We start from the raw sequence: 15,295 nt of genomic DNA, 5'->3' as shown, positions 1-15,295 counted from the left end.
GAACATTGGAAGCCAAAGCCGCTACCCCTCGATTGTGCCCAGGTATAAGGAGAAGGTTGAAAGCACTCTACTTGATTAAATTAATCATGAGATAACTTTTATGTTTAGTTTACGAATCTGGAACAGAATCATATAATACTTTTAAAATCAATCACTTAAGCGATCTGTTTCCGTATTCTGTTAAGGCCTGACCGGTATAAGATTTCTTGATTCTGGAAACTTGGTCCGGCGTTCCCTGTGCCACCACTCGCCCACCATCCTCTCCACCCTCTGGTCCCAGATCAACGATCCAGTCCGCATTACGGATGACATCAAGATTATGCTCAATGATCACCACCGAATTTCCCAGGTCAGTAAGGCGGTGGATGACTTCCAGGAGCTTGCTAACATCTTCAAAATGCAGGCCGGTGGTTGGCTCGTCCAGGAGATAGAGAGTTCGCCCGGTCTGCCGCTTGGAAAGCTCCTTGGCCAGCTTCATGCGCTGGGCTTCGCCGCCGGAAAGCGTGACAGCGGATTGACCCAGCTTGATATAACCGAGCCCCACATCTACCAGGGTTTGCAATTTCTGCCGGATTTGCGGAATGTCTTCCAAGATCGGCAGCGCGTCTGAGACAGCGGTTTCCAGCAGATCGGCGATAGATTTTCCTTTGAACCGCACTGCCAGCGTCTCATGGTTATAGCGATGGCCGCCACAGACCTCGCACAGGACGTAAACGTCCGGCATAAAGTTCATCTCGATGCGGCGCTCGCCCTCACCCTGGCAGTGCTCGCAGCGTCCGCCTGAGACGTTGAAAGAAAAACGTCCCGCCTTGTAGCCGCGTTCGCGCGACTCCGGCAACATCGCGTAAAGATCGCGGATGTGCGTGAACACTCCGGTATATGTCGCAGGGTTTGAACGCGGTGTCCGGCCAATGGGCGATTGATCGATGCGGATGACTTTATCAATGTGCTCCGCGCCGGAGATTGCCTTGTGCGCGCCGGGCTCCTCCCGCGATCGATACAAGGCCTTGGCCAGCGCTTTATAAAGAATGTCATTCACCAGCGTGGATTTTCCCGACCCGGAAACGCCGGTGACAACCGTGATTGCACCCAGCGGAAAGGTGACATCAACGCTGCGCAAATTATTGGCTTTGGCGCCCAGTACCGTAACGGCTTTGCCATTTGTGGCCCGCGGCTCAAAACGCGCAGCAATATTTTTTTGTCCGGAGATGTACTGACCTGTAAGCGATCCAGCCTGCTCCATAATCTGCGCGGGAGTGCCGGAAGCCACTACACCTCCGCCCAGCAATCCGGCCCCCGGACCAAGATCAATTACGTAATCAGCGCGACGAATGGTTTCTTCATCATGCTCCACCACCAGCACTGTGTTTCCCAAATCGCGCAAATGCTCCAGCGCCTGCAAAAGCCGATTATTATCGCGATGGTGCAGGCCGATGGAAGGCTCGTCGAGAACGTAGAGCACTCCGCGCAGCTTTGATCCAATCTGTGTCGCCAGCCGGATGCGCTGGCCTTCTCCGCCGGAAAGCGTTGCCGCCGAGCGATCCAGCGATATATACCCCAGCCCCACGGCATGCAGAAACTGGAGCCGCTCGCTGATCTCATGCAGTACACGGCCGGCAATCAGCCGTTCCCGGTCAGTCAGAGTGATCTTGGCTGCCACGTCCACTGAACGCGAAACCGGAAGGGCAGTGAAGTCTGAAATCGACAAGCCATTTACTTTTACCCCAATGCTTTCCGGACGCAGCCGCTTGCCCTGGCAGACAGGGCACTTTGTCGCGGACATGTAACTCAACATCCACTCGCGATAGCTTTCTGATGTCGATTCTTCCAGGTTCTGCTTCAGGAAACCAAGCACGCCGCGAAAGCCCAGGCGCGGAGCTTCTTTTTCATCCGGCCCGTACAGCAGCAGGCTTTGGATTTTCGGCGGAAACTTCTCAAACGGTGTCGCGATGTCCAGTTTGTACGCGGCGGCAACAATATCGACCATCCGCTGAAGATAAGACGATCCCGATCCGGGACCGAGTGCGCCATCCAGCAGCGGTTTGGACCAGTCCACAATGATCTTGGCCGGATCAAAATCATACTTGCTGCCCAGACCGTTACATTCCGGGCACGCGCCATAGACGCTGTTAAAAGAAAATGAGCGTGGCTCCAGTGAAGGAATATTGATGCCGCAATCGGGACAGGCCATGCGCGCCGAATAAAGATGCTCTTCACCATTCACCACCGCGACCTGAACCAGTCCTTTACCCAGCTTCATGGCCGTAGCCACGGATTGTTCCAGGCGCTTTTCAATCCCAGACTTCACCAGCAAGCGGTCAATCACAACTTCAATAGTGTGGTTCTTGCGCTTGTCGAGCTGGATCTCATCCAATTCTTCATCCAGGTGGCGAAGCTCACCATCAATGCGGGCACGCACGAATCCGTGTTGCGCCAGCTTTGCCAGTTCTTCCTTAAACTCGCCTTTGCGTCCCCGAACCAGCGGCGCCATGATCATCACGCGATCTTCGGCTTTCAGCTGCATCACGCGTTGCACAATCTGGTCAGACGTCTGGCGACTGATCGGCTTATCGCATTTTGGGCAATGCGGGACGCCGACCGAAGCGTATAGCAGGCGTAAATAATCGTAAATCTCAGTGATTGTTCCGACTGTAGAGCGCGGGCTGCGTGAGGTAGTCTTCTGCTCAATGGAGATTGCCGGACTCAGGCCATCAATGGAATCCACGTCCGGACGCTCCATCTGGTCGAGAAACTGGCGCGCGTATGCGGAGAGCGTTTCCACATAGCGGCGCTGGCCTTCGGCATAAATAGTGTCAAAAGCGAGCGACGATTTGCCCGAACCGCTAAGCCCCGTGATTACCGTTAAAGTATTGCGCGGGATTTCAACCGAAATGTTTTTCAAATTGTGCTGGCGAGCGCCGCGCACAGTGATGTTGCTGATAGCCATGGACCTTCTAAACCTGGTTCGAAAAATTGGCGCCACCCCAACAAAATTGCGGGGGCCTTCACTGGAAGGTCCCGGAAGGTGAGCGCACAGCTCTACTCCGTATCTTATCGTTGGCGGTTAAGATCGGTCAATTTTCGCGCTTGGCCGCGAAAAAACTCGGGCTTTAACCTAATGACTTCAGTTATTTGCGGGCTGTATGACCAAAGGGCATGATGAGGTATCAAGGGTGCAGCAGCGGCGGTAATGCAGACATTTGAACCAATATTGCCGACAATGCACATGGCCGGCGAAACCAACCGGCCCGAGAAAAGGACCATCAAAGAGATTGGACAATGAATCCCATTCTGGCTTCCTCCACCGTGCTCTTTACCATTCTGTTTTCACTCGCCTTTGGTATTGCCTGCGGCTACGCTGTTATCAGCGCGATCCTGCACGCTTTTGCCCGTAGACAAACTGAACCTCAGGCCACCACAACCGCGGTGATTGCCACTACGGCGTCCAGCCACTAAGCCTTATTCTTCGGCGTCTGCCGGGCTTTGCTATAAAAGCTAACCGGCGTGCCGATCCACGGCCCCGGAATGCGGAAAACTTCTCCGCTGCAACAGTTGTAACGCCAGCCAACCGCCAAAAATCACATCGAATGCCGTGCAGAAACCCGGCCACCAGTGTGGCACCCCGGGATTTGCAATCACGCTGGGACGAAGAAAATCAAATATCCCGTGCCCCATCAATGCAACCGCCACCAGCCAAAAATTCCCTTTAAAGCCAAGCAGGGCAAAAAGAATGAAGCCACCCGCGATTGCGATTTCAATCACCAAGGTTCGCCCTGAGGCTCCCATTATGGCGAACAGAATGTAATAGGTGGCGACAACAATCAGCACCGTCGAATAAAAAGATCTTTCCCGGGCAAAGCCAATCACAGCGGCGAGGACTATTGTCCCAAGCGACAATAAGATGCCAACCAGATATTCCATTTCCCGTCACCACTTTCTCACAAATCAATTCTTTTGAAAGGCAGCAACAGGCTTTTGACTTCCAAGCGAGCGACTGTTCTATCTCGGCGGCGCTTTCCGTGGGGCCGGATTGGGATTGTTCGTTGGATCCTCCGGCGAACCTTTTTGCCGCCGCATTTCCTGTAGCTCTTGCAGCAACTGTTCTGGCGTCTTCGGCTGCTGGTTGGGCGGCGTTTCAGCTTGTGGAGGTGGTTGCGGCACCGGAGGCTGAACAGGCGTATCCTGCGGCTCGCCGACATTTGGCTGTTCTTCCGGAGCTTCTTCTTCTTCGCCCTGGTTCGCGGCAGGAGGTTGCTGCTGCGCCTGCGCTTCTCCTGCTGCGCCGGGTTTATTCTTCACTGTCAGAATGACCTTCTGCACAATGGTCGGGCTGTCTGCCCTTCCAATGGCAAGAAAGTCATACTTCGAGCCGGCAAAAATCGCAGCCAGAACGTCACCTTCCGGCGCTGGGCCCAGGGCAATTGCTACCCGTTCTGAAATGCCTTCTGCGCCTTCAAATTCAATTCCTGTCTTGTTCCGGATGGCCGTCACCACGCTGCTCAGGTTTGAATTCAGCGCCTGCACGCTGAGCAAGCCATCGCGATACGTGACCACAGGGGCCACAGGCGGTCCCATTGGACCTGGCTGGACGGCTGGTTGGCCGATAGTTGCGGCGGGAGATGGAACGCCTATAGGGGATTGGGGGGGCGGCGTTTGTTGGGGCGTTTGCGGAGCAAGGCTGCCGGGCGGATTGGGGCGTTGCACGGGCACTGTAGGACGCATGGTTTGCGCCTGAAGCAACGTCAATGCGCCGAAAAGAACAAAACCGCCACAAGTTATTGAAGAAAAACGTGCCATAAGATTTGGTTCGGACCGAGCCCTTTGCCCCTAATTTGTTTGTTCTGGAGATTTTACTCCTTATGGATAAAGAACGTTCAGCGTTGGCAAACTTGTCCCGCTAATTTCACTTAGGCCTCATGAGTTTCCATGCTTAACTCCACTTCCCTGCTTGTCCGCCAAAGCGATATATTTACCTATGAGTTACGGGCTTGAGCCGGAAACGTCGTGCATCTGAAAAGCGGTCCAAAGCATCCTAAATAAACCGGAGTAGCGCACTTTTATGAAGCATCTTACATTCAGGATTCTTACAGCAACACTGGTTCTAGCCGGAAGCTTTTCGGCTTGGGCCCAGACCTGCCAGAACAAGGACGAAATCCCGGAGCCTGCGCGCAAGGCCATTGAGACCGCAGCGCAGCAGGCATTCGATCAAAGCGCCAGCGGCAACGTACAAGGCCTTCAGGCCAGCTCAGTTCCTTCATTGCAATCGAACTTTGCCGGCATCACCGGCGCGGTCAACGATAACAAGGACGCTTTTGTAGGCGCCAAGCCGCAACTCCGCAACCTCTACTTTCTCGATACCGGCACGAATCCCGGTCCGGACGGCACCTTCTACTGCGGTGTTTTCGGCGCCAACGGCATGAATCCGAATACGGCAGAATTTGATCTTGCCGGAATTGCCGTTGGCAAATACGCAGTCACCATTCAGGATTTCATCGGCAACAAGGGGCCATACGTTCTTTCCATCATTTTCCAGGACCTTGGTGGCTGGAAAATTGCCGGATATCAGATTCGTCCCGGCTCCGCCGCCGGCCATGACGGCCTGTGGTATCTGCTGCAGGCGCGCGATTATAAGAGCAAAGGCCAGACCCACAATGCCTGGTTTTACTATCTGAACTCTTACGATCTTCTGCAGCCCGCCACATACATGAACACAAAGATGCTCAGCAAGATTACCGATGAAACCAATAGCATCCAGCCAAAAGATATCCCTGTGGGCGGCAAGCCGGTGGCGTTTACCGCCGGCGGCAAAACCTACAACATTACTGAGATGAACTTCTTCCGCAATGACAAGAACTTTGATCTCACAATGAAATATTCCGTCCCCAGCACCGCGGATTTCAACGGCACGCAGGCCGACGCGCGCAACCTGGCCAATGCCATGATCGCGCAATATCCGGAATTGAAAGACGGATTTAATAACGTGTGGGTGCATGCCGTGGGTCCGAATGGCGGAGATGTTGTGGGACTCGTAAAACTTAAATAGCTTTTGCTCGTTAGGCGTTGAGGCAATGAATCGGCGCGCTACATCCATAAGACAAACCTTCCGCCGTTGGTTGTGATGATGGCCAGGTTCATTACTACCAGCATCAGGTCGTAATGCCAGCCGTCCGTGCCGTGCTTGCCCCAAAAGCCTGTTTTCCATACAAAAACCTTCTTCTGGATAGCGCCGAGCATCACCAGAATCAAGCCTGCGGCGGCAAGTTGCGTCAGCACGCCCAACGTTACGCCCAACGCCCCGGCAAGCTCAGCCGCCCCAAGAAACGCCGTGAAGCCCTTGCTCATGCCGATGCTTTTGCCGCGGCCTTCCGGATCTTTCAGGTGACTCCAGCCGCTGCTGGCAAATATGGCTCCGACCATTAGCCGCAGCAGCAGAATGGCAACATCTTGAAACTCGGCAAGTTGAGGAAACATAACGCTATTCTCCCTGGCTCTGCGGTTTCCATAAAAAAGAAGCCTATTCGAGACTACAAAAATAGCCCAACTCTTTACCAATTCTTACGCTTTCGCGGCAAACACTTGGACCTCTGATAAGAATCCAAATCTATTACTCTCATTCTTATTGGGACCGGCCGAGAAAAGAGACTCTTCCATGCGTAAGTTGGCATTGTTGCTGGCAAGTCTACTGATCGTTGCAAATGGCTGCGTGATTTCCCCGCGCCGTACCGTTGGATCGACCACCGGGAGCGGCGGCAGCAACTCAGAGTTTACTTTGTCCGCGAATCCAACTAGCCAGTCGGTTGCCGCGGGCGGCTCCACCACTTTTACCATCACTGTCCAGGCCGTCAATGGCTTCACTGGGACCGTATCGCTCAGTTCCTCCTCGTCAAATTCAAACGTTCTTGCCAGCTTTGATACCACTTCCATCACCGGTGGCTCCGGCTCTGCGGTCTTAACGGTTTCCACCGCCAGCGGGACTCCCGTTGGAAATATCACCATCACCGTTACGGCTTCAGACACGGCGAACAATGTCTCCCAGAATATTTCCCTGACTGCTTCTGTCCAGAGCGCAGCGTCGCCGGCCAGCCAACTCATGTCTGCTGAAAGTGCTATCACTCCAACGGGATGCGTAAGTACGCTGGCAGGCTCAACCGCTCAACGCGTCAGCTTTCCTGTGTCGCTGGCCAAAGGCTTTACCGCCACCTTTTCCGTTACTCCTTCTTCATCGGCCATGGACGCGGCTTTAGGCTTCTTCGGCTCTTCCAGCGGCCAACCGAGACTAAGCAGCCTGATCAACTTCAGTCCCGACGGCATAATCCAGGTACGCAATGGCGATTCATTGACTTCATCCGCTGTTCCCTACTCTGCCGGTGAGACACTCCAGTTCCGACTGGTAGCGAACCTGCCGGCAACCACTTATTCCCTGTTTGTCACGCCGCCGGGCGCCGCTGAGGTTCCATTGGCAACCGATCTGCAGGTTCCTTCCGGCCAGCGCGGAGCAACAACTCTGGGCGGATGGGGACTGCTTGTAAACGCTCCTGATGGAGCAACGCTGGCCGTCTGCAATTTCTCTCTTCAGTAGTCGATCACTTCGCCGCTGGTCGACACCACTGAGCAGCCAGAGCTGGGCGCAATCTTGATCTCCCATCTTCGCTACGCGATCGTAAGACCCTCCTGCTGATTGGCATTGCAACGAACCTCATCTGAAACTATGCCTTTCTGTGGTAAAGTACCGCCGCATGAAAGCTCCAATTCAACTTCGCACCTTGCGCGTTGCCATAACCTGTCTGTTGGTTTCCTCCTTGCTTTGCGCTGCGGCAGGACCAGCCGCCGGTAAGACCAAGGCCAAAGAACCGGCTCCACGCTTCAGCGCCACCACCACCCGCGGCGAGAAGTTCAATAACGACTCCGTTAAAGGCAAGGTCGTATTGCTGGAATTCTGGACCACATGGTGCGGTTACTGCCTTCAGGAAGCCGGCTTCGTCGACCGCATCAATGACGCATACGCCAACAACGGGCTTGTCATCCTGGCGATTAACGTAGGCGAATCCAAAAAGACGGTAAAGAAATATCTGGAGCAGCACCCGCGGTCCACCCGCATTGTCCTTACTGACGACACTAACCTGGCAGCCATGTTTGAGGCCAAGGTCTATCCGATCTATGTCGTCATCGACCGTGACGGCAACGTGGCTGGCGAACAACGCGGCGCAGCCGGAGAAGGCGCACTGCGCAACTTGCTTTCCAGCGGCGGCCTGGATGATGACGACGACAAGGACGATGACGACAAATAGCCTTCCTTCTTCCTGAGTCAATCGTGCTAAGGGTTTGGTCTTCCGATCTCGGCGATCACGCGATTCCGGCGATAGGCGCGCTCCGCGCCACAGCCCTCTGCCTGCGTCCCTCAGCCAGAGCCCCCACCCCCATAGACGCTTTGTTGAAAACAAAAACCAAAGTGCAATTCGACCGAGCGGTCACCGAACGGTCGAAGCCTCTTTTTTTCGTTTTCCAGGGCTCGAATCCAGGTCGATTTCAGCTCTTTTTTCCATTTCTAACTGTTCGGTCGGCAGAGGGTCGCAATGCTTTCACCAAGTACCAAATACCAAAAACCAAGTACCGGCTTTTGCCAACTGCCAGCTGCCAATTGTTAACTGCTATATTTTCAAAGAGCTTCTTGGAGACCTCACACCCTGGGGCGTTGCCGGAGTATAGCCGCTTTCACTGAGCGAATCAATTGCGAATAATGGCAATGCGACTCATTGTCAATTGTCCTTCTCCGCCCAGCCGTCCGGCCACTCTGTTGGTGGAAGGTCATACGCGGGTGGTATAACCCTGTTTGCAACAGACACATTCTTTCAACAACACGCGAAATTGACGGAACAATGATCTTCGACCGTTACATCGGCATTGATTACTCTGGCGCTGAAGTGCCTACGTCCAGCCTCAAAGGTCTGCGCATCTACGAGAGCGACGGGCTCACGCCTCCCCGCGAAGTCGCTCCCCCAAAAAGCCCCCGCTGGTATTGGACGCGCCGCGAGATAGCTGAATGGCTTGTGGCAGAGCTGAGCGCCGGCCCTCCCTCTATCGTTGGCATTGATCACGGATTCTCATTCCCAATCCGCTATTTTCAAAAGCATGGCCTGCCGCTTGACTGGCCTGCATTCCTTGATGATTTTCAGCAACACTGGCCCACCGACGACAAATATACTTACGTCGACTTTGTCCGCGATGGCATACGCGGAAACGGAGCCGCGCGCTCGGGCGATTCCCGTTGGCGACGCCTTACCGAGCTGCACGCCCGCACGGCCAAGTCGGTTTTTCATTTCGATGTCCCCGGCTCGGTGGCAAAATCCACCCATGCGGGCATCCCCTGGCTGCGCTATCTCCGTCAGCATCTCGGTAGTCGCACGCACTTCTGGCCTTTTGACGGCTGGCAGGTTCCACCCAACACCTCCGTGATCGCTGAGGCCTACCCCGCGCTATGGAGCAAGGATTTCCCCTCAGAAGGGCGGACCCGTGACCAACAAGACGCGTTTGCTATTGCTGAGTGGCTGCGCCGTAACGACACGGCGGGAACACTCTCAGACTTCCTTTGTCCCGTCCTCTCGCCCGCCGACCGCGAGATTGCCAAAATAGAAGGATGGATTCTCGGCATCGCGCCCGCGCCTCCCTGGGCCGATCTTAAGGCATCCACGCGAATTCAATAATGTTGAAGTGTTCAAATTCCAGACGCCACCTTTACCGCCCCAAAAACGCTCCAATCTTCTCGTTCAAAAACTTCAAGTCCTCAGGATTTGGCCCCGCGCCGGCTGTATGTCCCCATAGCGACGGAATCGGTGTCAGCGTTACCGTGCTCATGAACGCCGCTTCATAGCGCGCATCGCCGATCGGAAAATACAGGTCGGTTTCCGACGGCATATAAAGAAATGGCGTCTTGATTGATCGCAGCGCCTTCTCCACGTCGCCGTTGAAGCCCGGAGTCGCTCCCACGTCGTGCTTCTCCCACGTGCGGCATTGCAGGATTAAGTTATTGGCGTCCGCGCCGGGAATAAAGTTCGTCCGGAACTCGTGCAGCGTCTGCTCAAACGTAGTCCCCGGCGGCGACGAAGCCTTCCACAACTCCTTGCGCCACCATTCCTGAGAAAACAGCCATGCCGTCCACACCGTGGCAAACGCTTCCAGGCCTTTGGTCGGCGGCGCGGTGTAGTCTCCATTTTGAAATGCCGCGTCCGCCGTAAGCGCGGCAATCTGCCCTTCCAGCCGCACAACGCCATGAGGGTAGGTTTTTGCTGTGCCTGCCGTCGCCACAATCTTGTCCGCAAAATCCGGATAGCTAACCGCCCACTGAAACGCCTGCTGCGCACCCATCGAGAATCCGACAATCGCGCGCAAATGCTTGATCTTCAGCTCTTCCGTCAGCAACCGATGCACCGCTTCCACGTTGTCTCGGATGGTCGTCACCGGAAATCGCGGCCCATGAAAAGGCTCTGGCGTGTTGCTGGGCGAAGATGAATGCCCGTTGCCGAAAAGCTCGGTCGCAACCAGAAAGAGCTTGGAAGTATCCAGCGCGCGGTCCGGCCCGATGAGCCATTCGTAACCGTGGCAATCCGCCATGTAATGCGACGGCAGCAGGACCACGTTGTCCCGCGCCGCGTTCAGGTGGCCATACGTTCCATAGACCACACGCGCCTGCGGCAACGTGACGCCGCTTTCGGTCTTGAAGTTGGCGATGACAAATTCATGGATGTCCGGCTTCTCCGTCTTGTCTTTGGCCGCATCCTGCGCCTGCGCTTGGGCGTCTTTGTTTTGGACGTCTTTGCTTTGCGATGATTTACCTTGTGTGGCGCTTTTGTCCGCCTTGCCCTGCGCACCCTGCGCTGACATCGCTTGCAACATGGCTGCCAGTAAGACCAACAACACAACCAGATCCTTCGTCCTCATGAGTCCTCTCCAACTGCGCTGCTTATGCTATCACTTGGGCGTCGCTGTCACTCGATCATTGCATCTCCTGATCCTTGTAAATCTCATGCCTATCAGTAAGTGTTTCCTCCGCTTACTCCGTTCCTCCGTGTTTCAAGGGTTTTTGTTTTTCTCCGCGTCTCCGCGCCTCCGCGGTGGGGGCTTCCGATTTCGGCGATTCCGCGCGATTACGGCGATTGATTTAAAATCTTTGGTTCACCATGAACCGTCCTCTTGTCCTTATCATTCTCGATGGCTGGGGTTATGCGCCGCCTTCCAAGGCCAATGCCATTGCGCTGGCGCACAAGCCCAACTATGACCGCCTGCTCACCGAATATCCCAACACGCTTATCCATACCAGCGGACCCTTTGTCGGCCTTCCGCAGGGACAGATGGGTAATAGTGAAGTCGGCCACCTGAATATTGGCGCGGGCCGCATTGTTTACATGGACATCACCAAGATCGACCTCATGATCGAAAAGGGCGATTTCTACAGCAATCCCGTATTGATGGAAGCCATGAAAAATGCGCGCAGTGGCGGACGGCGGCTCCATCTTTGCGGGCTGCTTTCCGATGGCGGCGTGCATTCCCACCAGAACCATCTCTATGCGCTGTTGCGCATGGCCAAACAGAACGGCGTTGATCGCATCTTTGTTCATTGCTTTATGGATGGCCGCGACACTCTGCCCACCAACGGCGCTGTTTACCTGCAGCAATTGCAGCAGAAAATGCGCGAGCTTGGCGGCAAGATCGCCAGTGTGAGCGGCCGCTACTATGCCATGGACCGCGACAAAAAGTGGGACCGCGAGCTCAAGGCCTTTGACGCCATGGTCGCGGGCAAAGCCGAAGGCGGAGAATTTGTCGATCCGGTGCAAGGCGTGAAAGATTCCTACAACCGAGACGTCACTGACGAGTTCATTATTCCATTCACCTGCGTCGACAATCGCGGGCAAGCCGTTGCGACGATTCGCGATGACGATTCGGTCATCAACTTCAATTTCCGCGCTGACCGCGCTCGCCAGATCACCCGCTGCCTGGCTCGTGAAAGCGGACTCACCGCCCAGGGCGGACGCGATCTGCCTGACGCTGAAGCGCTCGACGCTGCCATCCCTCGCAGCCGCGTTCCCAAGAATCTGAAATACATATGCATGACGCAGTATGACAAGCAGTTCACTCTGCCCTTTGTCGTGCAGCCGGACTCGCTCAAAAATATCCTGGCCAACGTGATGGCCGAACACAACCTGCGCAACCTGCGCGTGGCCGAAACCGAAAAGTACGCCCACGTGACCTACTTCTTCAATGGCGGAGTGGAAAAGCCTTTCCCCGGTGAAGACCGCGTTCTGGTTCCTTCGCAGAAAGTCGCAACCTATGATCTCAAACCGGAAATGTCTGCCCAGGGAATTGCCGATGCCGTGATCAAGGCTGCTAACGATTCTGCCTTTGATGTAGTGATCGTCAACTTCGCCAATGCCGACATGGTCGGCCACTCCGGTAAAATTCCGCCAACGGTGCAGGCCGTTGAAACGGTCGATCACTGCCTGGGAGAAATTTATAAGGCTGTCCGCGCGCGCGGTGGCGCCATGCTCATTACGGCCGACCACGGCAACGCCGAGCAGATGATTGACCCGGCAACCGGCGGGCCGCATACCGCGCATACCACGAATCCCGTGCCGTTCATCGTGGTCAGTGAAGATGCAAAAAAACTGGCGCTGCGATCGGAAGGTTCATTGCAGGATATTTCTCCCACGGTGCTCGGCATGCTGGGCTTTGATCAACCAAAAGAAATGACCGGGAAAGACCTGCGGGTAGTAAAGCATGCTTAAGAAACAGATGTGTCCTAAAGGAAGACAAGTGTCAGGGCACGAGTTTACTCGTGCCGTCAGCAGCCTAAAAAAGATTGGGCTTTAGCCCCTGCAAAATCAAGCATCCGGCTAATTGCTATTTGCTCACCATGAAAATATTAATCGTCCACTACCACTCCTTTGAACTCTGGCATGCGCCCTCATGGATACGCGAACGCCTCCAGCAGGATTTTCCGGGCCATACAGTCGTCCAGCTCCAGAACTATGACCGTGTGCCGCAGGAAATTGGCGACACTGATGTCTTCATCGGCTGGTCATTGCGGCCTGAGCAATTCGCCGACGCCAAAAAACTTCGTTGGATACATTCTCCTGCGGCAGCGGTGCACCAACTCATGTATCCAGAAATGGTTCGAAGCAACGTGGTTGTCACCAACTCAACTGGAATCCATGGCCCCGTAGTCGCCGAGCACGCTATTGCCGTTCTGCTGGCGTTGGCCAAGCGGCTGCCTCAGGCGATGCAATATCAGGCAAAGCATGCGTGGTCGCAAGATCAGCTCTGGCATGACAAACCCCGCCCGCGAGAGGTGGCCGGCTCTACGGTGCTCATCGTCGGCATGGGCAGCATTGGACGCGAGTTTGCTGTGCGAGCCAAAGCGCTGGGCCTGAAAATCGTGGCCATCCGGGAAAATCCTGCCAAAGGCCTTGACGGCGCGAATGCCGTCTACGGTTCTGCGCAGATCGACGAGGTTTTGCCCCAGGCCGACTACGTCCTGCTCTGCACGCCGGTCACCCCATCCACCATGGGACTTATGAACGCCGCACGCCTCAGCAAAATGAAGCCCGACGCCTACCTGATCAATGTCGCTCGCGGTCCGCTGATCGATGAACCCGCTTTGCTCGACGCCTTGCAGAAACGTCGCATCGCCGGGGCTGCGCTCGATGTCTTCAATGAAGAGCCATTGCCGGCGAGCTCGCCTTTCTGGTCGCTTGACAATATTTTGATCACGCCGCACACAGCAGCGGTCACTGAACGCCTGTGGGAGCGCCACTACCGCTTGATCGTGGACAACATGAAACGCTTTCTGGCGGGCCAGCCATTGCTGAACGAAGTGGACAAGGGAAGAGGATATTGACAAAGCAATTGGCAACTGGCAAATAGCAGTTAGCCGGAAACTCGGCTATTCGCAGTCAGCGCTCAACCTTAAAGAACCAACCGTCCAAACGTGGAGATCCAGAGAGGATGTGATTCGGAATCTTCGTATCGTTGCGTTCTTCGCGTCCTCTGCGGTAAAAAGGTTTGGCTAATTGCCAGTTGCTAATTGCTAAGTACTCCCTATGCTTCTCCACATCAATGGCGAACAACGCGACTTTCCTGACGGCCTGACCGTCGCTGCGCTGGTGGTACACCTCGGCATGAAACCCGACCGCGTGGCCGTGGAGTTAAACATGGAGATCGTGCCACGGACACAGTGGGACGCGACTGCGCTCAAGAATGGAGACAAACTGGAAGTCGTTCACTTTGTTGGGGGCGGAACGGTCAGTCCCGCTGAATCCGTACAATCAAAGGAACACGACTCGTCAGAGCCGCCCGCCGAAAACCAATGGCAGTGTCCTGCATGCGGGAAATTCGTTTCCGGCAGGTTCTGCTCCGCCTGTGGCGAGAAAAGGTTTAGCACCAATGATTTGTCCATCGGACATTTTTTTACCCACGCTCTGGGCGAGTTCTTTCATTTTGACTCGAAGATATTCCGCAGCTTCAGACTACTTTTCACCAGGCCAGGATTCCTCACCGCTGAGTATCTACGCGGCTGCCGCAAGCCTTACCTGCATCCTTTTCAACTGTTCTTTGTCTCGAACCTGATTTATTTTTTCGTGCAGCCCTACATCGGATGGTCCGGCCTGCGCACCACGCTCGACATTCAGATGCACGGGATGTCATACAGCAATCTCGCGTCGCGATTGGTGGCGCAGAGATTGGCCGCCAAAGGCATCACTCTCACCCAGTTCTCTCAGTCTTTTAACCACGTTGTTGACGTACAGGCCCGCTCCCTCGTGGTCGTTATGGTCCTGCTCTATGCCATGCTTCTGGCCCTTCTGCAATGGCGCAAGAAACAATTTTTCGGCCAGCATCTGGTTTTCAGCCTGCATTTCACGGCGTTCTGGCTAATGGCGATTTTCGTCGCGCTCTACCCTGGCGTAACGCTGGTCTTGCGATTCGTCCTGAAGCGCGGCGTCCATCTTCCTTCCGTGAACTGGGACATGCTTATTTTTCCTGTCGCGCTCCTGGTATTGCTTATCTACAGTTCTCTTGCCCTGCGCGCTGCATATCGCGAATCGGTCTTCTGGTCATTCGCTAAGGCGCTCGTTCTCGTTGTTTCATTCCACTACGTTTTGGACTTCTACCGCTTCGTACTCTTCCTCACCGCCCTCTATTTGTCTTGAGCAGCTCTGCCTTGGACTTTCCTGTTGACTTTCTAGATACTGCTCCTAAAATGAATCAAACATTTATAGGAAGAAATGTTTTAAACATTTCCTATACG

The 15,295-nt window shown here is 54.9% G+C and carries 13 protein-coding genes; 8 read left to right on the top strand and 5 right to left on the bottom strand.

The window, feature by feature from the left end:
• Window positions 1-151 precede the first annotated feature (151 nt).
• Entirely contained in the window at window positions 152-2,947 is a 2,796-nt protein-coding gene (uvrA, locus tag LAO76_00655; protein ID MBZ5489424.1) for an excinuclease ABC subunit UvrA, read from the bottom strand.
• Between the two features lie 332 nt (window positions 2,948-3,279).
• Here uvrA and LAO76_00650 point away from each other — a divergent pair, with 332 nt between their 5' ends.
• Entirely contained in the window at window positions 3,280-3,456 is a 177-nt protein-coding gene (locus tag LAO76_00650; GenBank protein MBZ5489423.1) for a hypothetical protein, read from the top strand.
• 39 nt (window positions 3,457-3,495) lie between these two features.
• Here LAO76_00650 and LAO76_00645 read toward each other — a convergent pair whose 3' ends face one another.
• Complete coding sequence (locus LAO76_00645) at window positions 3,496-3,921, bottom strand: hypothetical protein (GenBank protein ID MBZ5489422.1); 426 nt, start codon at window positions 3,919-3,921, stop codon at window positions 3,496-3,498.
• A 78-nt stretch (window positions 3,922-3,999) separates the two neighbouring features.
• Complete coding sequence (locus tag LAO76_00640) at window positions 4,000-4,722, bottom strand: hypothetical protein (GenBank protein MBZ5489421.1); 723 nt, start codon at window positions 4,720-4,722, stop codon at window positions 4,000-4,002.
• A gap of 337 nt (window positions 4,723-5,059) precedes the next feature.
• Here LAO76_00640 and LAO76_00635 point away from each other — a divergent pair, with 337 nt between their 5' ends.
• Complete coding sequence (locus tag LAO76_00635; protein MBZ5489420.1) at window positions 5,060-6,043, top strand: hypothetical protein; 984 nt, start codon at window positions 5,060-5,062, stop codon at window positions 6,041-6,043.
• Between the two features lie 38 nt (window positions 6,044-6,081).
• Here LAO76_00635 and LAO76_00630 read toward each other — a convergent pair whose 3' ends face one another.
• The gene (locus LAO76_00630; GenBank protein MBZ5489419.1) at window positions 6,082-6,471 is read right to left on the bottom strand and encodes a DoxX family protein; all 390 of its coding nucleotides are present in this window, start codon (window positions 6,469-6,471) and stop codon (window positions 6,082-6,084) included.
• 178 nt (window positions 6,472-6,649) lie between these two features.
• On the opposite strand from LAO76_00630, the gene LAO76_00625 reads away from it, so the two are divergent.
• The 3 genes from LAO76_00625 to LAO76_00615 all read left to right on the top strand — a co-directional run bounded on the left by LAO76_00625 (window position 6,650) and on the right by LAO76_00615 (window position 9,701).
• The gene (locus tag LAO76_00625) at window positions 6,650-7,579 is read left to right on the top strand and encodes a hypothetical protein (protein MBZ5489418.1); all 930 of its coding nucleotides are present in this window, start codon (window positions 6,650-6,652) and stop codon (window positions 7,577-7,579) included.
• 157 nt (window positions 7,580-7,736) lie between these two features.
• On the top strand, window positions 7,737-8,288 hold the full coding sequence (locus LAO76_00620) for a TlpA family protein disulfide reductase (GenBank protein ID MBZ5489417.1): 552 nt from the start codon (window positions 7,737-7,739) through the stop codon (window positions 8,286-8,288).
• 588 nt (window positions 8,289-8,876) lie between these two features.
• Entirely contained in the window at window positions 8,877-9,701 is an 825-nt protein-coding gene (locus LAO76_00615) for a hypothetical protein (GenBank protein ID MBZ5489416.1), read from the top strand.
• Between the two features lie 31 nt (window positions 9,702-9,732).
• Here the strand turns inward: LAO76_00615 and LAO76_00610 are convergent, their stop codons facing one another.
• Window positions 9,733-10,878: an alpha/beta fold hydrolase gene (locus LAO76_00610; protein ID MBZ5489415.1), complete on the bottom strand. Its 1,146-nt coding sequence runs from the start codon at window positions 10,876-10,878 to the stop codon at window positions 9,733-9,735.
• A 296-nt stretch (window positions 10,879-11,174) separates the two neighbouring features.
• On the opposite strand from LAO76_00610, the gene gpmI reads away from it, so the two are divergent.
• The 3 genes from gpmI to thiS all read left to right on the top strand — a co-directional run bounded on the left by gpmI (window position 11,175) and on the right by thiS (window position 15,197).
• Window positions 11,175-12,776: a 2,3-bisphosphoglycerate-independent phosphoglycerate mutase gene (gene gpmI, locus LAO76_00605; protein MBZ5489414.1), complete on the top strand. Its 1,602-nt coding sequence runs from the start codon at window positions 11,175-11,177 to the stop codon at window positions 12,774-12,776.
• 128 nt (window positions 12,777-12,904) lie between these two features.
• Window positions 12,905-13,888 carry a D-2-hydroxyacid dehydrogenase gene (locus LAO76_00600; protein ID MBZ5489413.1) on the top strand — a complete coding sequence of 328 codons (984 nt, stop codon included), beginning with the start codon at window positions 12,905-12,907 and terminating at the stop codon, window positions 13,886-13,888.
• Window positions 13,889-14,090: 202 nt separating this feature from the next.
• Window positions 14,091-15,197, top strand: coding sequence for a sulfur carrier protein ThiS (thiS, locus tag LAO76_00595; GenBank protein ID MBZ5489412.1), 1,107 nt, complete (start codon window positions 14,091-14,093; stop codon window positions 15,195-15,197).
• The last annotated feature ends 98 nt before the right edge of the window (window positions 15,198-15,295 follow it).

This window comes from Terriglobia bacterium, assembly GCA_020072645.1.
GTDB lineage: Bacteria > Acidobacteriota > Terriglobia > Terriglobales > Acidobacteriaceae > Angelobacter.
This window is presented reverse-complemented; position numbering and strand designations above follow the sequence as displayed.